Below are 22,033 nucleotides of genomic sequence, written 5' to 3'. Positions count from 1 at the left end.
AACGGAATCCAAAGCGGACGTCACGTCCAGCCTGGAATGAGTTAGGCTGACCGTACGTGTTGAGCGTACGGTTGGCTTGAGGTGTCTGGACAAGGCCCAGGTGACCAAAGGAACGCCAATTTATTGTTGATATAATTCAGCACAAACTGGCTAATTCCAGTACCGTTGAATATTGTCTGGAATACCTGAAGTTCACCCTGACATGTGGTGCAGCCGCCAAGGACCAGCGCGTCGAAGGATTACCAGCATTGGGGTTGCTGGCCCGCTACGCCGCCCGTATAGCAGTCCACCAGCAAAGTTTACTCCGCTAATGTTATTCTGTACTCCAAGTACATTGCTTTCATTGAACAAGTTGCGGATATCGAGGAATCCTTCGATAGCGAAGCGATTGTCACGTCCGAACTTGTAGCGATGATTGATACCGATGTCGGTTTCCGTAAACATTTCTGTTCGGCCGAGGTCTCCGCGTCCGTTGAGGATCGTGGTTCCCAAGCTGTACAGATTGTAGATCGTGGTCAACGGAGTTCCCGACTGGATGGTCGTGAAAGCATTGACGCTGGTGCGGTTGACACCGTTGCTCTTCCAATCAAATGAATAACCGCCGTATGCCTTGACGACATGCGTACGATCTGTTGCAAGAAGTCCGTTATCCGGATCGCCGTCAGCGGTGAAGCCGAGGGGCGGAAGGTCGAAGTAACGGTTTACGTTCGGGCTGTTACGTCCGCCTTCGTCAGTACTTGCCAAACCTGAGTAGTTACCGAATAGACGGCTCCAGGTGTAGTTAATATTGAAGAAGTAGTTAGTAGCACGTTTGTCCAAACGAACTTCGATAGCATCGTATTTACGATTAGCTTTCGTGCAAGGATAGTTGCCCTGACGCGAAATTTCGCAAACGAGGCCAAGTCCCGGGTTTCCGATGATGTATGCTTCCGAACCTTGAGCGTTGAAAACGCCGACGTCTTCGATAGCACGGTCAACCTGCTTGTGCGTGTAACGTCCGGCAAGAACAAAGTTCTGGCCAAGCTGTCGCTCAAGTCCGAATGTGTATTCGCTCTGACGAGCGGCCTTGATGTCAGGATCGATACCGCCTGATTCAAAGATATCGGCTCCGATGATGTTCGTCGCGATACGGAAATCACGCTGACAGATCGAATATCCGGTACCGCCAACGATCGGGCACTGTCCACCAAGGATATCCGGCGTGTTGCCGAGAATGTTGGCGTAAGTGTAACCGAGGTAGTTGTAGCCGCGAGCCGGCGTGAGGTCAAAGAAATCACGACGGAAGAAATCGCCGCCAAACGAACCGCGGGGCAGTTCATACTTGAAGCGGTCATAGAACCAACCATAGTTAGCAATCAATTTGGTCTTGCCATCACCGGTCAGGTCAAATGCACCACCGATGCGGGGTGAGATCTTGTCGCCCCAACCAAAGGTGATCGCCTGCGAAGTTGCAGCCGGGCCAAAGCTCGGGACCTGTTCGTTTTCGATACGGACACCGAGGTTGAGCGTCAAGCGGCTGTTAACCTGCCAGCTGTCCTGAACGAACAAACCGTGGTTGTCGCTGCTGGCTTCTCCGACCGTGCCGAAACGGGTCATCAGACCAGATCCGAGTACACAGCCAGGGGTCGGCGGAGCAGGTGCGGTCGGGCAAAGCGGTCCTGACGGGGTTGCTCCACCGTCAAGTGCGTTGACCAAACGGCCATAGAACAACTGAATGAGGCCGAGGTCCGCGTATCCGCGATCAACGGTATTGAACAAGCGGTTCAACTGGTAACCGAATTTGATATTGTGACGTCCGCCGGCATTTAAGCCAACAAATCCGGCATCAGCATCAAATGTGGTACGGGTCGAAACGTCGTAGCTAACCTGTGAGTTAGTGGAAACGTTCTGGAAGCCCTGGGTGCAACCGGTCAAAGCGGCGGTAGCAGGCCCCGAAACCTGAGAGCAAAGCACTCGGGTTATACGCGGAACTGAATATGAGCCAAGTTTTTCATTCAGGAAGCTTCGGCCGAAGCGGAAGTTCAGAATCGCCCAGTTGGTCGGATTCCAGGTTGCGCCTGAGTTGAACGCGTTGGCGTTCTGACGTCCACCATACTGGCCATAAAGGTCAGGACCGACAAGCGTTCCAATGGTGCCGCCGTAATTGACAGGTGCCGGAGAGCCGTTAAGGCCTTCGGTCGTTCCCGGAAGCAGGCCGTCCTGAACCGGCGGGTTGTAAAGGAATGTTGCAAACATGCGAAGTCTCTTGAACGGCTGTGCATCCAAACGACCAAACATATTCTCCTGACGGGTATTGCTCTGATAGCGAACGGTACCTGCAGGAGCGACCGCACGCGTCGCAGGGTTAAGTGCGCTGCTGCCCGGATCGGTTGTGATGAAATACGTAATGTCACGTGTTACATCATCGATCTGCGGTGCATACGAACCAGAGAACCAAAGTTTGCCTTTGGCGATCGGGCCGCTGAACGAAGCAGTCGGATAGAAAGAAGTTCCGCCGTCATTGGGCGGCTGGAAATAGGTCGTTGCACCGGCCGTGTTCGTGACACCGCCGACGTTGAACGAACCCAGGATCGCACGACGGTCACCCTGGAATTTTGCGACTCGGAAGGACGAACCGAACGATCCACGCCATTTGTCATTACCACCAGAGGTGACAACGTTGACGATACCACCGGTAGCTCCGCCGTATTCAGCTTCGTAACCGGTCGATTTTACCTGTACTTCCTGAACCATTTCGAAAGGAATGTTGAAGTTCCCGTCGAGTGAACCGGTACGGAAGTTAGTAACTTCCTGTCCATCGATGATGAACACGTTTTCCGATCCGCTGGCGCCGTCAATCTGAAATCCGCCGAGTTCCGGACGGACATTCGGAGCGATCTTGAGCAACGAAGCAAAGGTAACGCCTGCAGGAAGATCTTCGATGATGCGTTTGGTGATGGTCGTGTCAACCTTGGTATTGCCAAGATCGATACTAACAGCCGAGTCAGATGTGACTTCGACCGTAACCTCACCAGCACCGACTTCGAGTTTCGGGCTTACGTTGGTCGTTTTGTCGACCGAAACCTGGATCTCCTGGGTGGTTCGCTTAAAGTTTGTCGCCGTCGAGGTCATGGTGTATGAGCCCGGAGCGATCTGTGAAAATTGAAAGAAGCCGTCATCTCTCGATGTGGTCGTCGCAGAAAAACCAGAGGTTGATCCCGATGCCCTTAACGTCACCGTTGCGCCGGCTACGACGGCACCATTCGGGTCAGTTACGGTTCCTTCAACATTACCCGTGGTCTTTTGGCCGAATGCAATTGCCGTGAAGCAAAAGACCAGCGAAAGAGCTGCGGTAATAAATTTGAAGTTCTTGTTCATTTTTATCTCCTAAAAAATTAGAGTCGTGAAGTTAAATACATAAGCGAATCGATCAAACCATTTAAAATACTCAACCGATGCGCAAAATACACCTTACTTAATGCAATTCTGAAGCCATTGGGAAACCATTGCGGTGTTGGATGTTAAAGTGTTGAAAACAAATGACTTGTCGTCAGGGTTACCTGCGGGATGATGAGCGAATTTCAATGCGGGATTTCAATTTATCGTAATATATTCACGAATTTGGATTTTTCGAATCAAAAATTGATCAAATGGCCCATTTTTTCCTTTTTTGTCCTCATATAATGGGCTGCGGGCTTCTCGGCTGCCACTTCGATCGGAATTCGTTCAACTATCCTGAGTCCGGCTGTTTCAAGAGCTTTCAATTTGTCGGGATTGTTAGAGATCACGCGGACCTTGCATAATCCAAGATCGAACAAGATCTCGGCACACTGCTGATAATCTCGGCTGTCCACTGCGAATCCGAGCTGCTCATTGGCCTCGACAGTATCGGCACCTTCGTCCTGCAGTGCGTAGGCCCGGATCTTGTTTATGATGCCGATGCCGCGGCCTTCCTGCTGTTGATAGACGATAGCTCCGCGGCCTTCGGCCTCGATCATTTCCATCGCCTTGTGAAGCTGCGGGCCGCAATCGCATTTGATCGATCCGAAGACGTCACCCGTCAGACACTGCGAGTGAATACGTACAAGAGTCGGCACGTCTGCCTCCATCTCGCCCTTATAAATGACAACAAACTCCTCATCGCTGGTGAGCGAGCGGTAACCGGTGATGTTGAACTCGCCGATCTGCGTTGGCAGTTTGGCAGTGGCCACACGTTCGACAGTGACTGTGCGGGAGGCCCCCCGGCAATCGGGACTGCTTTCAGGTTGACCGGAGTTTTCTAGCATCTTTTTCCTATTGCTGGATTATAAACTTTAACGCGAACAAAATCTATAAACAACAATTCTCTTCAAAGCGGATCGAATTTTCGATCGTATCGACCATGCCGCCTCTATCCGGATCAATGCCCGAAACTAGTTTCGCACGGCGTACTATTCCTCGCTCTCACGGGAAAAATTGGCCAAAACTTTAATATCTTGTCCCGCAGTTGTCCCGCTCATGTCTGGGACAGGGAAGTAACTGAAAACAATAGAGTTGCAGTGTTTGACCGTGAAATTTTCGCCAAAATCTGAAAAAAATCTCCGCGGATCAAAAAAAAGCTAAACTGCTGGAAACAGTAGGCTTAACAATTTCGGCTGGCGAAGTCTCTTTGGGACAAGTTTTCCCCGACCTCCTTTGCCCTAGACCACCTATTTTTTCAAAGATCACGCCTCTTCGCTGCGATAATTTTGAGGCCAATAAGAAGTATATCATAGATAGCGAGGCGTTCCGTATATGCAATTATTCAAGCTCAGATGCATATAGTAGGCGCAATTTCTTTGAGCGGTGAGAATTGCCGATTCCCCGACGTGAAGCAAGTCGATCAAATATAGAAACTAAGAAGCTGCCGGGAAAGCGAATTTCCGGCAGCCTCGTAATCCATCGATGGCGATCTCTATTTGTCGTCTTTCGTTTCGTCTTCAGAAGCTTTCTCATCATTATCAGGTTCCTGGTGAGCGAATACGGCCGAGTCGGCAGATCCGAATATCCGTGAGAGTATTCCGCTCAATACTTCTGAAACTTTTGCTGGTGCGCGGTCGGAGACGAGCAGGGCACTGTTGTCGTTTTCGGCAAATGCGAGGTCGAGCCGGACAAGTTCGGAGGTGATGTGCCGGCAATAATTGCAATCGGCAAGGTGGCTGACAACCGGCGCGGCTTCGCGCTCCGTGATGTTGCCCTCGGCAAATGCACTGAGAGTGTCCTGATCGAGATGGCTAACAGTTGCTTCGTTCGACGAGCGTCCGCGAAGGAAACTGCCAAGCAATGCCTGGAACCTCTCGTCCGTATTGTTGATCTTTTCTATGTTTCCCATCTCAATTATGAACCTCCCGAATACTAGACGCAGATCGCAAAACTTTTTGCGTAAGTATTTTGTATGCGACTTGATCTCCTTAAACTAGACGAGCGTGAGCGATCATTTTGCCGTCAAGTTTCGATAAATATCGCCGCCGGAAAGGTCTTGTGTTGCAAGGCCAAGACAGATCTCGATCTCCTCCTTTTTGAGATTGTGAACATTGGTAAGTTCGTCGCGGAAAAGCTGCAGCACTTTGGCATAACTCTTTTCGAGCCAACGCATTACGGTCGATTCGTGGATCTTGGCTCCGGGCTGGTCGCGCGTTGCAGACTTTCGCTGGAACCATCCGCGGAGCGGCGAAGTTTCGTTTTCAACCAGTCGCGAGATCTCTCGCAGCTTTAGATTATCGACGTGGTAGTACATCAGCAAGAGCCGTTCGTGATCGTCGAGTGAGCGGAAAGCGTTGTTAAGAGACGACACCGTGGCGGTTCGGTAGCGATTGACGGCCATCTCTTCGAAAACGGCATCTTCGCCGCCGGATGGTGGAGCCGCAAAATTGGCGTGAGCGGCACCTTCACCGATCGTCTCGGTCATTTCGTCGAGCGAAACTTCGTCGTGGCTAGCACGATGGAGATCGACGACTGAATGCCATATTACCGTCCGGAGCCAACCGCGAAGAGAGCCACGGCCGCTGTAGGTTGCAAATTTTGAGACGCGTTCACCGTCAACCACGCGTGTTCCATATAATTCGACGTAAACACTGTCGATAACTTCCTGAGCGTCGATGTCGGTCTTGGCGAGGTGACGGGCGACGCGTTCCATGTAGGACCGGTGCTGCTGATCAAATTCCCACCAGGCACGTTCATTGCCAGCCGAGCAGGCGAGAGCCATAAACAGATCGTCTGCCTGGATCTGACCGAGAAATTCCCGAAGGTCTGATTCTGTAACGGGCTCAGACGAGGCGGCAAAGAGATATTTCGCGGCGGTCTTGTTTAGCGACGCGTTGAATGTGTCAGCCGAAACACCAAAATTAGGCTCGTTTTCGTAGCAACCGGCGTAAATACCGGCGATCATCGAATCGGCTAATTTTTGGAGAGAATCATTCATCGGTTGAGAGTGAGCAATTTATTTGCCCGTAATTATAAACAAATTTGAATGAGCAGCCTAATTAAAAAGTTCACCCTTGTGTTCCATTTTCGACACCCAGCGGCGGCGTCAGAAATCCGGGAGCTGAAGTGTGCAGCTTCTCGTCGGAATACTGCAATTGGTATAGACGCCAATAAAGGCCTCGATTTGCCAACAGTTCATTATGCGTACCGATCTCGCGGAGTTCGCCGTGATGCAGAACGATGATGCGGTCGCATTTTTGGATCGTCGAAAGACGGTGAGCGACAACCAGAGACGTTCGGCCTTCCATTACGCGTTCGACGGCGCGTTGGATAAGCTGTTCGGTCTCGGTATCGATCGAGCTGGTGGCCTCGTCCAGGATCAATATCGTCGGATCGAAGGCGAGTGCACGGGCGAATGAGATCAATTGCTTCTGCCCGACTGACAGGCCGGCACCGCGTTCACGAACCTCTGCGGAATAGCCGCCATCCAGCTTTTTAATGAATTCGTCGGCCCGCACTTCTTTCGCGGCCCACTCGACGCGTTCCATACCGATCTCATCATTGCCGAGTTTGATGTTATTTTCGATCGTCCCGCTAAACAGAAAGACGTCCTGCAAAACGACCGCAAAGATCGAACGCAGGTCGTGAAGATCCCACTCGCGGATATCGACACCATCGAGCAGGATCGATCCCTTCTGAATGTCGTAAAACCGCATCAGCAGATTGGTGACTGTCGATTTGCCTGAACCTGTATGGCCCACAAGAGCAATACTTTCACCGAGATCGACCTTGAACGAAATATCCTTAAGGACCCAATCTTCTTCTTTGTAAGCGAACCAAACGTTCTTAAATTCGATCTTGCCCACCGCTTTGCCCGTGCGTTTCGGCGCCGCCGGTGTGGTGACCTCAATGTCGCGGTCAAGCAAAATAAAGATGCGATGCGAAGCTACGATTGCGGCCTGCAGCACGTTGAACTTGTCCGAAAGATCACGTATCGGCTGAAACAGCTGCAGCGAGTACTGGATAAATGAAGCAAGGATACCGACCGTAAGCCCGGCACCGGCCGCAGACATTCCACTCAAGCTTTCGTAACCATAAGCAAAGATGACCATCGCAATGCCGATCGCCCCAATGAAGTCGACCAACGGATAAAATATCGCGTAGTAATAAATGGTCTCAATATTCGCATTGCGATAATCGTCGTTGATCTCGGAGAATCGCTTTTTTGCTTTATCCTCAGCATTGAATAGCTGAACGGTTTGAGCACCAGAAATGTATTCTTGAAGAAATGCGTTGAGCTTGGCACTTCGGGTCCGAACTTTGTCGAAACCATTCCGGGCGTGCTTGCGAAACCAATTTGTGGCCGTGAACAAGAGTGGGACTGTGATCAGCGAGACCAAGGCAAGCTTCCAATCCATCCAGAACATCATCCCGATGATCGCGAAAATGACGACCAGATCGCCCAACACATCGATGACACCTGAGGTGAAAAGTTCATTGAGAGCATCGACATCGCCGGTCAGCCGAGTCATCGTCCGCCCAACAGGATATCGGTCGAAATAGGCTACTTCCTGACGTTGGAGTTTTGTGAAAAGCTCCGTCCGCAGATCGAACATCACCCGCTGGCCGACATTATTAAGAAGAATTTCCTGAATATAGGAAAAGAGGAACCGGAACAGGAATACACCAAAAAATACGAGTGCAAACAACCAAATACCGTCTGTCTTTTTGGGCGTGATGTAGTCGTCAACCGCCATTTTTGTGAACAGTGGCTGCGTGCTGATCAATATATTTGTTATGAGTGTTAGAAATAGAGCAGTAACGACGAGTTTCCAATATGGGCGCAGGTACCGCAACAGACGGCGAGCCACACGCAGGTCGTACGTTTTTCCGATCTCGTCTTCTTCGTGATATTTGCGAACCTCGTCGGACATAGTTATAAATAGATTCTAGTCACGACGAACGATTTGCGCCAACGGGTCGGCATGAGTTTGAGGGGGAACGGATCAAGCGTTACTAAACTGTTAAATCTGCGGTATCACGAACTTACAACCGTCCGAATTCGTATTTACGTTCGCGAATATTCTTAATGGGGAACACTGTATGTCTGATCTGATCGTTCTAGGCGACTCCGGGGCGAGTCCTTATCACACAACCGAGCACTACCTACGAAAGGTGCTCGTCGGCGATATCAAAAGCGTTCGAGTCAGATTGATCGCGGCACTCGAGCGGTTGGATTATGACATCTTGGATGACGACGACCACATCGTTCGCGGCAGGCGGCAGGCACGCGGTTGGGGTACGTCGTATTCGTCGGCGGATGTGCTCGATTATCCGATGACGTTGATCGTTAAGCTCAAGGAGCAGGGCGAACACGCCACGCGTGCCACCTTCGATTATGTAGTTAAACACCCGTCACTTTCGAAGGGCGAAAAGGAAGTTTTGACTCGAGAAGCCGAGGCGATCTCCGCACTGGCGACGGTTCGTGCCCTCGACAAGATCTGCTCTGCATGCGGAATTGAATCGACTGACGATTCTCGATTTTGTCGTCGATGCGGATCGAAGATGGTCGTCGAGTCAAACGAACTCGAAATATTGCCTATGTATTCAGAGATCCGGGCTGGCCATACCTCCGTCGTGACGACCTTTATTGTGTCAGCCGCTTCAACTGTTATTATGGGTTCGGCACTGCTCGCAATGCTGCTGAACGGGGTCGTGTTTGGAAAAGGCATCGCGGCACTGTTGGTGATCGGTATGGTGCTGTCGTTTCTTTCAACTGTATTTGTTTGTTTCGGTTGGAACCGAATGAACCGTTCGCTCAAACGATCTCAAAATGAGAGAGAATTGATGGGATCCTCAACTTCGGTACTACCTTTTCCGGACCGTTCAAATCAATTCGAACTCGAAACGCCGCCTGCGTCGGTTACGGAGCGAACTACAAACCTTCTCAGAGTAAATGCGGATCCGGCGAAGACCGGCGAATTCGGTACTGATTAGCCAAGTCCAACTAATTAATGAATCGATTTCTAAAGGAGAAAAAGGACAACTGGCAGCGGCTCGAAGACCTACTGACAATGCTCAGTGGTTCGAGTCTTCGCTCACTGTCGCGGGTCGAGGTCCGTGAGTTTGGCGAACTTTATCGGCGGGCGGCCGCCGATCTTGCCATTGCAAGGGCTGAAACGCGGGATGCAAAGCTCATAAATTATCTGAATAGCCTTGTTATCCGGGCACATGGCAAGATCTATCGTGCGGAGAGCGATGGCTTTGGGCTTATTTGGAAATTTTTTGCTCAGGATTTTCCGGCCGCATTCCGAAGTGCCCGAGTGTTTATATTGGTCGCGTTTTTGGTCTTTACTGTTTCAGCATTTATTTCAGGCTGGCTCAGCTTCAATAATCCTGAATTCGCAGTATTGATCGGGGTTGAAGAGACGGCGGACGCGGCAAGATCAAACAAAATGTGGTGGCTCTCGCTTAACGAAGCAAATCAGGTTGGTGCCAGTCAAATTTTGACAAATAACATTAGGGTTGCATTTCTCGCTTTCGCTTGGGGAGCGTTATTGGGACTTGGCTCGTTCTATATTCTAATGATGAACGGCGTAAGTATCGGCGGAGTCGTCGGTGCTTGCTATCGTGGAAATACCGATTTTGCCAATGAGCTAATGACGTTTATGGTCGGCCACGGTGTTATTGAATTGTCGACGATCTTCATGGCCGGCGGCGCGGGCATGATGATCGGGTACGCTTTCATCGATCCCGGCGATCTGACACGGGCTCAGGCACTCAAGAAAAAAGGCATGGAAGCTGCCAAGATCGTGTTCGGATGTGCTTGCTTACTAGTAGTTGCAGGCGTTATCGAAGGTTTTCTCTCTCCTTCGGCATTGCCGGCACCATATAAGATCGCGACAGGGGTTTTCACCGGAATTGTTATGTACTCGTATCTGATGATGGCCGGCCGTGATCCGCTGCCTGTAAATGAGGACATCCCCTAGTCGATCACTTTGATCGACGGCTGGCATTTGTGGCGTTCTTTCACACGGACAAACCTCAGGAAATTTGCGGTAACGGCATTTGTGATCGTAAGCTTTCCGTTTGATAGTTCGAAGTTTTTTGCACCTTCCAGAGTTCGAAAGAATGTCTGCTCAAACTGCATCGATGGCTCTTCGCACGCCATCATTGTGGAGATGATGCCGGTGATCGAAAGTTCTCCATCCTCCATCGAGTAGTTGCCGCCGTATACATTGCAACCTGATTTGCCGCCCAGTTTTCCTTCCTCATGGATGTTCAGCGTAATCGTATTCTTATCGATCGGATAGGCGATCTTTTGCATAAAATTGTACGATTCCAGCCGCCATTTGCCTTGCGGTAAAGACTGGGAAATGGCTGTCGTCGAGATGATCGAAATCGAAATCATCGTAATAATAGCGGATTTGATAATTTTTCTCATATAGCTCCTAGATTCGGGTCTGCAAAATAATGAACCCAAATTTAGGAACGGCGGAAAGTAGGAATTCTTGCGTTATATCGAGGTCTTCTTCACGTGTTCGAGTTTTGCTTGAAATGCTGCGAGAGCAGCTTTTTCATCACCGAAGTATCGCCGGTGGTAAGAAAAACGTCGTTGCCGTCACCAGTCAATTTCCATTTTGCGACCCGATCAATAAGAGCGCCAGCGGGATCTATGAATCTTGTTTCCGGAGAAACATTGGCTTCAAGTAGTTCGGTAATCGCCGGATAGTGAGTACAAGCAAGCAGAATGTGAGAGCAATTCCTAAGAGGCGAGATGATCTGGCGTGCCGACAATCTCAATTCGTCCGACGAAACGTCGCCGCTTTCGATCATTCCGGACAGTGGCTGGGCTATGCGTTGTCTGAGACAGATGCCGGATCCAGCAAAGGCTCGTCTGTAAATTCCTGAAATCACAGTCCTTCGTCCACCGATCAGCCCGAGATCCTTCGGCTCAAGATTCACGGTCATCGCGACTGCGGGCTCTATGACCCCCTCGATCGGGATGCAATGGTCGGCCAGGTCGCCGATCGCAGTGCTCGCAGCGTTACAGCCGATGATCAAGTGAGTGACGCCTTTATTTTTCAGATGATCAATAACCAAATCCAGGCGGGACGAGAGTTCCTTACGTGACATCTTGCCGTACGGTGTAGTTCCCGTATCAGAAAAATAGGTCACCGGCACTCCGCCAAGTCGTTCCTTTATTAGCTTATGAATGCTGACGCCGCCGATGCCCCAATCGATTATGCCGAGTCGATTCATTTATGGATAAGATAGTTTGACTTCGATACCTTGCTCAACCGGCCCGCTGTCAAAGGCGACGATCCGCGAATTCCAAGCCATATTAAGCGTTTCCATTTTTTGACCGGGGAAACGGCTTTCGAGATACCATTTCATCTCGTGTTCGGATCGGATCGGATTATACTCGAGCATCTTTTTCCAATCGGGATGAGAAACGAGTTTCTGCAATGCGGCGTCGAACCGGGCATTTGCCTTTTGGTTGCGTTTTGTCCGCATCTTATCCTTGAGCAGCCGCGGATATTCTGAGATTGCGACAGGAACGGTGACCATGTCAATTATTAGAAATTTTCCGCCGGGTTTCATCACACGTTTGATCTCAGTCAACAACGGGTCCCAATCTAGATATCGAAATGACATCAGCGAAGTTACGACATCGAACGTATTATCGGCAAACGGCAGGACAGGGCCGTTTATCTTCTGAAATTCGATCTGTTGGTGCCCAATGTTCTTGAGTTTAGCGCGTTCGATTATGCCAGCTGATTCATCGACTCCTCGGCCAATCGTCACGCGATCGGCGAGCGCGTTTAGCAGAGCTCCGTTTCCACAGCCGATATCGAGCATTGTGAAATTGCCGGGCGGCAGGTGTTCGTCAAGCCATTTCCACTCATCCTTTCGCACTCGAATATCGACAAACGCATCGTCGTACAATTCGGCAACGTGGTCATACGAAGTATCTCCATCCGGTGGCTTCGGCTCGAAACGTTTCATTTCCTCAGCGGGCATAAACCCTAGGCGCTTTTGTGCCGATGCTAGTAATCCGTGCGATTTTCGGCCTTTGCAGCCTATTGTGTATAGATCGCCTTCGGTGCTGTCACCAGCGGAGACGTATTTCGAATTGCTTCGCGAGAATGTCGTGTACCAAAAAAAGCCATATGCCAGAACATTGAAGGTTCTTGCGAAAAATGGTGCAAACCAGCGTGCAGAACGGCAGCAGTGGAAATATGCCATTCCGTCCTCCGCAAACGGAATTTCCATCTGCTCCCATTCATAGGGGGAGAATTGCTCGGGAAACGCAACTGAGCCATACATCGGCCCGTACATTCCCGAATGGCCGACGAAATGGAATTCACTGATCTGCATCCCAGCATCTTTGATATCGGCTATAGCTTTAAGCACATCGACCTTGCTCTCGACAGCACGAGTGACGATCTCGCCGTCAAAACCGGCGGCCCTCTTTTCGGTGGCGATGGTCTTTGCGACTATCGGAAACTGATGGCCTCCGAGGCGGTATTTGGTCGTGTAAATGATCAGGATCGCTTTATCTTCAGGCATAAAAGGACGGGCAAAAAGGAATGATACACGATTGCGACACGTGCGAAAACCTCAGACAGTTTCGCCCCTACTCATCCGCTCGATCCGGTGAACTTTTTCGAGATAGCCTTGGGCGGCATCGGACTGGAATAGTTCCCGTTCTTCTTCGTGGTCTGTCACCGGCTCCAGGGCAGCGTCCATGTAATCAAAACGGGCAGGGTCGCGTTTGACACGCTTGTAGATGATGCGGAGCCGAATATAAAGAATCGCCCATTTCAATTGCTTGACGAGCGTCTCAAGCCAATATTTGGGATAAAACACGAGCGGGTTTTCGATCTTGAGGCCCGAACGGCGATTCTTTCTGACCTTTCTCCTGAGAAAGCCGCCCTCAAGCGGATGGATGCGTTCGATGCCAAGGCATCCGCGGAACCAAACGATAAAAAACGTCGTCTTGCCGGGGCTTGTACCTGAAACGATCGACCGACGGATTATCGTCTCGATATGTTCGTCGGTATAATATGTGTCCCACGCTTGTTTGTACACATCGCGCCATTCCACACGAGACATTTTCGGGTGTGCGGTCACATCGTGGTTAAGATCGTATTTATTCAGATCCTCGTCCATGGCGATGCCCGCCTCGTATAACTTTTTATGATCTTCAGAGCCGGGGAGCGGCGTCAGATAAAAAAATTCGAGCAGGTCGACCGGCAATTCGCGCTTGATGACCTCAATATCATGCAGTATCGACGCCTTGGTGTCTCCGGGAAAACCAAGAATATAACCGCAATAGGTGACGATCCCGACACGCTTCCATTCTAGGAGCATTGTGCGGTAATCAGTGATCTTGTTCTGCCGTTTTTTTGCGCCGAGCAAGTTGTCGGGATTTACATTTTCTAGGCCTATAAAAACGCGCTTGACGCCGGCCCGCTTACATTTGTCGACGAAATTCGGCAATTTATGGCAAAGCGTATCGACCTGAATGATAAAGCTGATGTTCAGTTTCTCGACCTCACGGAGATCGATCAGCCTGTTAAGTATCACTTCCCAATCTTTATTTCGAGCGAAATTATCGTCCGTGATGAAGAACGAATGCAAGCCTTGCCCGACATTGGCTCGGACAATGCGTTCAATGTCGTCAGGCGAACGCCGCCGCGACTTTCGTCCCTGAACATTTATGATGGTACAAAATGAACAGGTGAACGGGCATCCGCGACCGGCATCAAAACTCGTCGTTGCGCCGGCAGTCAGATGGACACGTTCCGCCGGCAGCAAAGGAGTGGCAACGCCTTCGATATTCGGCAGATCGCCCATGAAATTGTAGATCGGCGGCAACGCTTCCATCGCGGCATCGACCAATACATTGCCAAGCCTGCCCTCAGCTTCGCCCGCAAACAGCGTCACGCCCATATCGAGAGCCTGCTGCACGTATGGATCGCGGTGCTCAAGCATCGCCATCGTTCCCGAGACATGAAATCCGCCGATAGCCACCTTGATCCCCATTTCATGCAATGGCCGTGCGATATCAAGTGCACGCGGGAACTGATTTGATTGAACGCCCACGAGCATCACCATCCCATTGTCACCGGCCCGGACCAACTCGATGATCTTTTCGATATTGATCACTGTGTTTGTCTCGTCAAATGCAGATGTGACGATTTCAGTTTCCGGCCCAAGAACCTTTTCCTCAGCGCATTCTAGAGCAAGACCATAGAGACATGCGAGCGAATTCGCCGGAATTGCCGAGCGAAACCACTGGATCACGTAACCGTCGTCATCATAATGAGACGGCTTTACCAAAACCAATGCGAATCGTTTTTTCATCGTTGACGAAATTCTATTTGAAAGCGAGCCCATTTACAAAACCACTGGTTGTCAAGGAAATTAGAGCATTCCGCGTTCTTTGACCTTTAGATATGATTCCAATAATTTTGGTGCGAGCGTTTCTGTTGTCACATCTATAGCCAGCCCGCCTAGGCTTTCGACCATTCGAAGAGCCGTTTCGCGTTGGTGGATGATCTCCTCGGCGGCGGACTGGGTAAAGACGTCTTTTATCTCGCTTGGCGACTGACTGACCGCAGCAGTCAGGTCCCGATCACCGATGGTGGCGACGAGTGGCAGGTGGCGGGGTCGTAGCAGCTTTAGTGAGGTCAGCAATTCCCGTGAGCTTTCTTTATCAACCAAGTCCGTCAGGATCACGACAAATGCCCGTTTTTTCGAATTTGAAGCAATGAATTGAAATCCCCTGGCATACGAAGGCTCGATCAATTCTGGTTCCAGATCGTGCAAAGCCTCGAGTACTGCATCGATATGTTCGACGCCGCGTTTTGGCGGTATATATTTTCGAACACGGCGGCCGAAAACGACCAAGCCGCAGTTGTCCCCCGCACGGGCACACGCTGAAATGAGGGCAAGAGAAGCGTGAATGGCAGAGTCAAATTTAGTTTCAGTCCCGATGCGGCCGGTCATCAGACGCCCAGCGTCGATCGCAATAATGATCGTCTGGTCACGCTCGATCTGATACTGGCGTGTGGTCAGTTTGTTACGCCTCGCCGTCGCGGTCCATGAAATGTGCCGCAACTCGTCGCCCCGAACATAATCGCGCATCGATTCGAATTCACGCCCCTCACCGCGCCTTACCGCACGCCGTTGAATGGCGAGAAACGATCGGGCTCCGAGAGCTTTCAATTCCATTTCGCGGGCCCGTCGCATGTTTGGATAGACTTTGACTGATTGCGTTGCCCCGACCGACGCCTGGCACCAAACAAGCCCGAGCCGCGACCGAAAACGGATCGCCGTTTGCCCAAATTCATATCCGCCCCTATGCGGCGGCGTGACCGAATAAACGAATGAGGCAGCGGTCTGTGCTTCAACCATAAACTCCGCCTCACGCGTTTCGTTCAGCTTCATCTCGGCCGGATATTCGTCCTTCAAACGCAGATGAATATCGCGAGCGGTACCGTTCTCGATATGGATCTTGACCTGAGTCGGGTCGCCGATCGCAAATCTTCGGTCGAATTCTCTCGAGACCCTAAACTCCTCGGGCAATTGTCGGCTTATGATAAAGTCGACTATGGCAGTGATTACGAGCAACGCATCGAACAGGAAAACCACCCACCGCAGGTCCGGATAGGTCCACGAGAGCGACAACGGTACAATGCCGAGAGCAATCAGCAGAAAGAAACGGCGTGAGAATACGAATCGCATAGATCGGGGATATTGTAGCACTCAAGACCGGCATTTCGTTGCAAATCCTGCGGCATTGTGTTTCATTAGAAGTTCGCTTTTCGAATTATGAGCCTCACCCATTCGTCCGACACCGATCGCAAATTACCGACAGTACGCGAAGCCGCCGTTTTTAGATTTAAAAGTTTGGCATTTCAGTCAAAACGGGCAGTTTCAGATGTTCTTGGCCGCGAGGCAAAGCGATTTGCCAAACGATCCGAGCTTGTTGGGATGCCGTTAATTGCGGAATCGAAAAGTGCTTTGTGGACAGAGATCGAGCCAGAAGAACGATTCCTGGTCGCCGGAAAGATCCAGAATTTGCGTGTCGCGATCGCCGCGCTCGATGGTCTTGAGGTGCCGGCAGGCGAGGTGTTCTCGTTTTGGAAACAAGTTGGACGAACGACCAAATTCAAAGGATATGTAGAGGGCCGCGAACTTCGCGAAGGCTGTATAATCCCAAACGTTGGCGGCGGTTTGTGCCAACTTTCAAATGCCTTATATGATGCGGCGCTCAAGGCTAATTTCGAGATCGTCGAGCGCCATGCTCACACGCAGACGATCGCCGGTTCGCTCGCCGAACAAGGTCGCGACGCAACTGTTTTCTGGAATTATGTCGATCTGAGGTTCCGATCTCAACACTCGTTTCGTATCGAGGCGAAACTGACGAGCGACCACCTACTAATAAATTTCCGGGGCACAAAACAGGAACGCCCCAAATTTCACCAGATCGGCCGGAATATCAAGGTCGACCACGTCAATAGCTGTGCGTCGTGCGGAATGGACGATTGTTTTCGTTCGGTAAAACCTGAAAAGAACATTGATTTCGGCAAGACCGCGTTTCTGGTTGACGAGTTTTCCAGCGAATTTGACTGTTACATTCAAGCGAACCGAACCGGTAAAGACGCGCTTTTGATCCCGCTTGATGGCAATCGATTCAAAAAGGCAAATTACGCTTGGACGACGAGCGGATTTAGCTCTACTGAGCAATCTGCTGTGATCACGGCGGTTCGGGCATTCAAATCACGTCGCCTTTCTTCACAAGGTGCAGCGAGGCAAAAGAACCTGCTCGCGACATACGAACAACTTGCTGAGAGCTATGCCAGGAAATTGAGTTTTGACGTGCTCCATGTTGTCGTTCAGCAAAATCTACTGCCACATTTGTGGAAAGGGGGGCATCTCGGTGGCAGAACGTTCGACGTTTTGATGACCGCGTTGCCGATGGCCGAATTGCAGAATCGGCTCGATCACGCCTTTGAACTCCACGGCGAAAGCAAAACGCTCGGCGATTTCCGCGCGGACCCAAAGCTTGTCGGTGCCGAGACCGAAGCTCTCAAAAACGCGCGCCGGATCATTGCCACACATTCCGCGATCGCAATGTTGTTTCCCGAAAAGGCAGAGTTGCTCTCGTGGAAGATGCCGGAAGTAAAGCACTTCGACAGAATTAAGAACGATAAACCGCGCATCGTATTTCCTGCGTCGACCGTAGGGCGAAAGGGTTGCTACGAACTTCGAGAGGCTTTACGCGGACTCGACCTCACGCTTGTAACGATGGGCCCGAATATCGAGGGCGCCGAATTTTGGGAAGGGTTCGATGCAACGCGTGGGGGTGACGATTGGCTCGAATCTGCCGACCTCGTCGTCCTGCCGGCGTTTGTTGAACACAAACCTTACCGGCTATTGCGTGCAACTGCCGCAAATGTGCCGGTTATTGCGTCGTCCGCATGTGGGATCGAAAAAGTGGCGGGCGTGATCACTGTCGACGCGGGCGACGCCTTCGCTTTGCGGCAGGCGATCGAGTCGGTTCTCGAGAACGAAATGCAGGTAAGAGAATCGGTCGTGGTATAAATTTCCGCCGACAAATACAACTTGCCTGTGACAATTCGTCTCTAACGAGATATATGTCGAACGCTCAATCTTTACTACGAATTTCGAAATATCTGATGGTGACGGCGATCCTTTGTTTGCCCGCTATGATCGTTTCCGGCCAATCCGATCCGGTCATCACACCATCCAACGAGGTTGAGATCTTTCTAGCCAAGGACGACGGCACCGGACAGGTGGGCGATCCGGCAACGAGCTTTCAGACCACTGACTCACGGATCTTCTGCATTGTTCAGTTGCCATCAAGTACGCCGGCGACGGTCAAAATGCATTTTGTCGCCGTTAGCGTGCCCGGCGTCAAACCCGAGACCCGGGTCGTAACGACCAGCTACACGACCAAGGATGGCGAGGACAGAGTAAATTTTCACGGCAAACCAAAGACTTCGTGGGTCGCCGGAAGATATCGCGTTGAGATCTTCGTCGACGGAAAAGTCGTTAAGGACGTTTCTTTTGACATAAATGGTCCCAAAACCGACACCGGATCATCTTTTGTCGCACCAGCGACAAAATCCAGGCAAAAGCCGGTCGTTATCGGCAGACCGAAAAAGAACCAAGAATAAACAAAAAAGCCCGATGCTAAACGCCTCGGGCTTTCTTAATACTATAAATGAGCTTACCAACGGCTTTCGCGTTGGCCGCCGTAGCCGCCTCCGCCTCCGCGATGACCACCACCGCCGCCGCCATATCCTCCGCGTCCGCCGCCGCCGCGATCTTCGCGAGGTTTAGCTTCGTTTACTTTGATCTCACGGCCGGCAAATTCTTTGCCGTTAAATTCGGCAATTGCCTTTTCCCCTTCTTCCTGTGACGACATTTCGACAAACCCAAAACCGCGTGAGCGGCCGGTTTCGCGATCTTCGACCACGGTTGCGGATTCAACTGTTCCGACGCCGCCGAACAGCTCTTCCAACTCGTAGCTTGAGGTCTGGAAAGACAGGTTTCCAACATACAATTTCATTGACATAACAAGTTTTTTTCCTTTTCCCTCGGAATCGGGGAATTGAATAGAAGCTCGAAATAGGATCTGATCTAGCGGAGATACGGTCTTCTTCGTAAGAATCCAAGCATTCGGACGTTCGCATTAGATGCGATCTGCTTCAGGTACCAAATAACAACCAACCCTCTCGCCTTCCAAACGCCGTCGAACAAATCCAAAGTACGGGGCGCATCACCGTCGATGCGCGAGAGCAGGACTAACAAGAGGTATGATGCAAAATTCGAGCGCGCGTTGCAAGCGTGAAAATCGACTTTTATTCACGTTTGCTCAATGAAAGCGAGGATCTCGTCGATCCTTTCGCGGGCTGAGGATTCTCCGGGGGCGTAGAATTCGTCGCGTTTTCCGATCTGATCGGGCCGAAGATGGGCGATCGGCGGGACTATCACGACATCGGCATTTCTGCCCTGAACGCCAGCCGATGTACGCAACAGTGTCATTGCCGAGCGGATCATAATGCCGACTGCGGTACCCGAAACGCCTTTGAAATCGGATCCGCACGCTAACAGGTCGACCGCGATGACGATATCGGCGCCCATTTCGCGCAAAACATCGACGGGCATTACGTTGGTCACGCCGCCGTCGACGAAGAGCTCGCCGTTCTCGCCTTTGACAGGTGCAAACACGCCGGGAACGGCGCAGCTTGCACGGATCGCCGTCACCAGATCGCCGCTTTCTTTTAGGACAACTTGCCGTCCGGCGACGAGATCGTAGGCGACCGCGGCAAAGGGAATCGGCAGATGTTCGAATCGAGTAAACGGCAATTCGCGTCGAAGAAAGTCGCCCATTGGGGCGTTCGAGAGCAGGCCGCGGGGCGATAGGGACGGCCGCATCATATTGAAATAACCGACCTTGCTCGACATCGACACCATTTCGTCCGGCGTCATTCCGGCGGCCAAACAACCGCCAATGATCGAGCCGGCGGACGTTCCGGCGATCATGTCGAACTTGATGTCGTACTCGGCGAACACCTTGAGAACGCCGATATGAGCGAACCCGCGTGCCCCGCCGCCCGATAATGCAAGCCCGATCTTTTTATGTTCCATAAGATTTTTTGCCTACGAAAGACACTAAAGATACGAAAAAACAGAAAGAATTTGGCCGCGAATAAAGCTAATGAACGCTAATAAGTATCTAGTGACATTGAATCGCGAAGATTAGCGTTATTCGCGAGCAGATCTTTCTCCGAATTTTAGTGCCTTTCGTGTATTTCGTGGGCAAACTTCCGCAAATTGATTTTACTCGCACGTTATGGAAAACTTAAATCCCTAAATGACTCCACAGGAATCACTTTTATTTCCGAGGCAGAGCACGATCGCGGATATCGCTGCGGGCGAGACGGCGTGTCCGGTTTGCTCGCGTGCATCGCGTGACGAATACGTACCGCTTCTGTCGCTTCCTGAAGACCTTGCGAAACTGATCCGTGCAAATGCTCCTGATACGGCCGAATTTAAGGCCGTTTGTGCGAGGTGCGTGCTGCTTTTCGAACGGGCGAAGGATCATATTATCAAAGACGCCGCGATGCAAAAGGACGGTTCGCATGTCCTCTCAACTCCTCTGCGGCTAGACGCCGACGAACACGTTACCGGCAAAGGCGTTACGATCGCGTTTCTCGACTCCGGATTTTATCCGCACGTTGATCTGACGACGCCGCGAAACCGCATCGTCGCCTATCGCAGCCTGCTCGACAAGGACGGCGACCTTTCGTCGCTGTTCCAGCCGGATGTCGCGAGCTGGCACGGAATGATGACGTCGGTCGTAGCGGCGGGCAACGGGCAGCTCTCGAACGGCTTTTACCGAGGCCTCGCTCCGGACGCTGATGTGGTGCTCGTAAAGCTCGCCCGCACCGGTCGAATTACCGACCAAAACATCGAAGACGGCCTCGCGTGGGTGCTCGAAAACCAGGAAAAATACGGCATCCGCGTCGTTAATATCTCGGCCGGAGGCGATTACGAGGCGAGCTATCTGAGCGATCCTTTGTCGCAAGCGGTCGAGGAATGTTCGCGTGCCGGAATCGCGGTTGTCTGTGCGGTCGGCAATGCCGGGCACATGCCGAATCATCCCGTTCTGCCGCCCGCGAGTGCTCCGTCGGCGATCGCGGTCGGCGGGCTGGACGATCAAAATTCGATCAATCGAGCAAAACGCGGTATGTACCGTTCGTCTTACGGCCCGACGATCGACGGGCTGCAAAAACCTGAGGTCATCGCGTCGTCGATCTGGGTCCCGGCTCCGATATTACCGAACACACCGACCGCCCAACAGGCCGAATTGCTCGAAAAGCTCGACAGAGCAGCCGACGAGGACCTGCATCCGATCATCGACGCTAATGCCGAGATCGACCCTGAACTGGACGCCGCCGCCGACCGCGAGCCGCACAGCATCCGTCAGCTAATTACCCTGAAAATACGGCGTGAGAACGTGATAACGCGGCACTACAAATACGTTGACGGAACATCGTTCTCGGCCCCGATCGTGTCGTCGCTGGTCGCCCAAATGCTCGAAGCAAACCCCGACCTCACACCCGGGGCCATTAAACGAATCCTGATCTCGACCGCAGAACGCCTTCCCCAATACGAAGTCGACCGCCAAGGCTGGGGCGTCATCGACGCCCGACAAGCAGTCGAACGGGCGGTGTCATTCCGCTAAAGGGCTGTGAATGAAAATTCGCTGCTTTTTTTCACTTATTGAGCGCGTTTCGGGGGAAAACCAAACGTGTATTTTTCACCTCATGTTCAAATTGTGGTACGTACCACAATTTTATCAGCAAAATTGATGAAAATATCGTAAAAATGCGTTCTGCCACAGTTTTTAAGGGGGCCAGCGACAGTGTTTTAGGGGGCAAGCGACAGTAAAAAACAGGGTCAGCGACAATAAAAAAGACCCCCAGCGACAATCCGTTTTTGGACGAACCAAAACTGTCGCTGGCCGCTCCGCAGCAAGAATTGGTGCCGTAAGTGCGTTTCGCCT

Annotated in this window: 17 protein-coding genes; 5 read left to right on the top strand and 12 right to left on the bottom strand. The window is 51.5% G+C overall.

From position 1 onward, the window contains the following. Positions 1 to 192: 192 nt before the first annotated feature. The 5 genes from IPK01_02250 to IPK01_02230 form a co-directional block, all read right to left on the bottom strand. The gene (locus IPK01_02250; GenBank protein MBK7932323.1) at positions 193 to 3,357 is read right to left on the bottom strand and encodes a TonB-dependent receptor; all 3,165 of its coding nucleotides are present in this window, start codon (positions 3,355 to 3,357) and stop codon (positions 193 to 195) included. Positions 3,358 to 3,614: 257 nt separating this feature from the next. Continuing rightward, positions 3,615 to 4,265 carry a GTP cyclohydrolase II gene (gene ribA / locus IPK01_02245; protein MBK7932322.1) on the bottom strand — a complete coding sequence of 217 codons (651 nt, stop codon included), beginning with the start codon at positions 4,263 to 4,265 and terminating at the stop codon, positions 3,615 to 3,617. 647 nt (positions 4,266 to 4,912) lie between these two features. Further along, positions 4,913 to 5,329, bottom strand: a complete 417-nt coding sequence (locus IPK01_02240) for a hypothetical protein (GenBank protein MBK7932321.1) — start codon at positions 5,327 to 5,329, stop codon at positions 4,913 to 4,915. A gap of 102 nt (positions 5,330 to 5,431) precedes the next feature. Next, entirely contained in the window at positions 5,432 to 6,418 is a 987-nt protein-coding gene (locus IPK01_02235; GenBank protein ID MBK7932320.1) for a hypothetical protein, read from the bottom strand. Positions 6,419 to 6,488: 70 nt separating this feature from the next. Further along, the gene (locus IPK01_02230; GenBank protein MBK7932319.1) at positions 6,489 to 8,354 is read right to left on the bottom strand and encodes an ABC transporter ATP-binding protein; all 1,866 of its coding nucleotides are present in this window, start codon (positions 8,352 to 8,354) and stop codon (positions 6,489 to 6,491) included. 169 nt (positions 8,355 to 8,523) lie between these two features. Between IPK01_02230 and IPK01_02225 the strand changes: the two genes are divergently transcribed. After that, positions 8,524 to 9,417, top strand: a complete 894-nt coding sequence (locus IPK01_02225; GenBank protein ID MBK7932318.1) for a zinc ribbon domain-containing protein — start codon at positions 8,524 to 8,526, stop codon at positions 9,415 to 9,417. Between the two features lie 17 nt (positions 9,418 to 9,434). Then, entirely contained in the window at positions 9,435 to 10,409 is a 975-nt protein-coding gene (locus IPK01_02220; protein MBK7932317.1) for a stage II sporulation protein M, read from the top strand. On the opposite strand, the gene IPK01_02215 is transcribed toward IPK01_02220, so the two are convergent. The 5 genes from IPK01_02215 to IPK01_02195 all read right to left on the bottom strand — a co-directional run bounded on the left by IPK01_02215 (position 10,406) and on the right by IPK01_02195 (position 16,176). Continuing rightward, positions 10,406 to 10,864: an META domain-containing protein gene (locus IPK01_02215; protein MBK7932316.1), complete on the bottom strand. Its 459-nt coding sequence runs from the start codon at positions 10,862 to 10,864 to the stop codon at positions 10,406 to 10,408. The two genes, IPK01_02220 and IPK01_02215, sit on opposite strands and share 4 nt — an antisense overlap. A gap of 89 nt (positions 10,865 to 10,953) precedes the next feature. Beyond that, entirely contained in the window at positions 10,954 to 11,682 is a 729-nt protein-coding gene (locus IPK01_02210) for an aspartate/glutamate racemase family protein (protein MBK7932315.1), read from the bottom strand. Next, complete coding sequence (locus IPK01_02205; protein ID MBK7932314.1) at positions 11,683 to 12,993, bottom strand: class I SAM-dependent methyltransferase; 1,311 nt, start codon at positions 12,991 to 12,993, stop codon at positions 11,683 to 11,685. It abuts the gene before it with no gap. 51 nt (positions 12,994 to 13,044) lie between these two features. Further along, positions 13,045 to 14,793 carry a radical SAM protein gene (locus IPK01_02200; protein MBK7932313.1) on the bottom strand — a complete coding sequence of 583 codons (1,749 nt, stop codon included), beginning with the start codon at positions 14,791 to 14,793 and terminating at the stop codon, positions 13,045 to 13,047. Between the two features lie 60 nt (positions 14,794 to 14,853). Further along, on the bottom strand, positions 14,854 to 16,176 hold the full coding sequence (locus tag IPK01_02195) for a DUF58 domain-containing protein (GenBank protein ID MBK7932312.1): 1,323 nt from the start codon (positions 16,174 to 16,176) through the stop codon (positions 14,854 to 14,856). Positions 16,177 to 16,341: 165 nt separating this feature from the next. Between IPK01_02195 and IPK01_02190 the strand changes: the two genes are divergently transcribed. Together IPK01_02190 and IPK01_02185 are read left to right on the top strand one after the other, a co-directional pair. Next, positions 16,342 to 18,039: a VanW family protein gene (locus IPK01_02190; protein ID MBK7932311.1), complete on the top strand. Its 1,698-nt coding sequence runs from the start codon at positions 16,342 to 16,344 to the stop codon at positions 18,037 to 18,039. A 53-nt stretch (positions 18,040 to 18,092) separates the two neighbouring features. Continuing rightward, positions 18,093 to 18,635, top strand: coding sequence for a hypothetical protein (locus tag IPK01_02185; GenBank protein MBK7932310.1), 543 nt, complete (start codon positions 18,093 to 18,095; stop codon positions 18,633 to 18,635). 53 nt (positions 18,636 to 18,688) lie between these two features. Here the strand turns inward: IPK01_02185 and IPK01_02180 are convergent, their stop codons facing one another. Further along, complete coding sequence (locus IPK01_02180; protein MBK7932309.1) at positions 18,689 to 19,036, bottom strand: RNA-binding protein; 348 nt, start codon at positions 19,034 to 19,036, stop codon at positions 18,689 to 18,691. Positions 19,037 to 19,326: 290 nt separating this feature from the next. Beyond that, a complete protein-coding gene (locus IPK01_02175) occupies positions 19,327 to 20,112 on the bottom strand; it encodes a patatin-like phospholipase family protein (protein MBK7932308.1) in 786 nt (261 codons plus the stop codon). A 475-nt stretch (positions 20,113 to 20,587) separates the two neighbouring features. Here IPK01_02175 and IPK01_02170 point away from each other — a divergent pair, with 475 nt between their 5' ends. Beyond that, positions 20,588 to 21,712, top strand: a complete 1,125-nt coding sequence (locus IPK01_02170) for a S8 family serine peptidase (protein ID MBK7932307.1) — start codon at positions 20,588 to 20,590, stop codon at positions 21,710 to 21,712. The last annotated feature ends 321 nt before the right edge of the window (positions 21,713 to 22,033 follow it).

The organism is Acidobacteriota bacterium (assembly GCA_016713675.1).
Classification (GTDB): Bacteria; Acidobacteriota; Blastocatellia; order Pyrinomonadales; family Pyrinomonadaceae; genus OLB17.
This window is presented reverse-complemented; position numbering and strand designations above follow the sequence as displayed.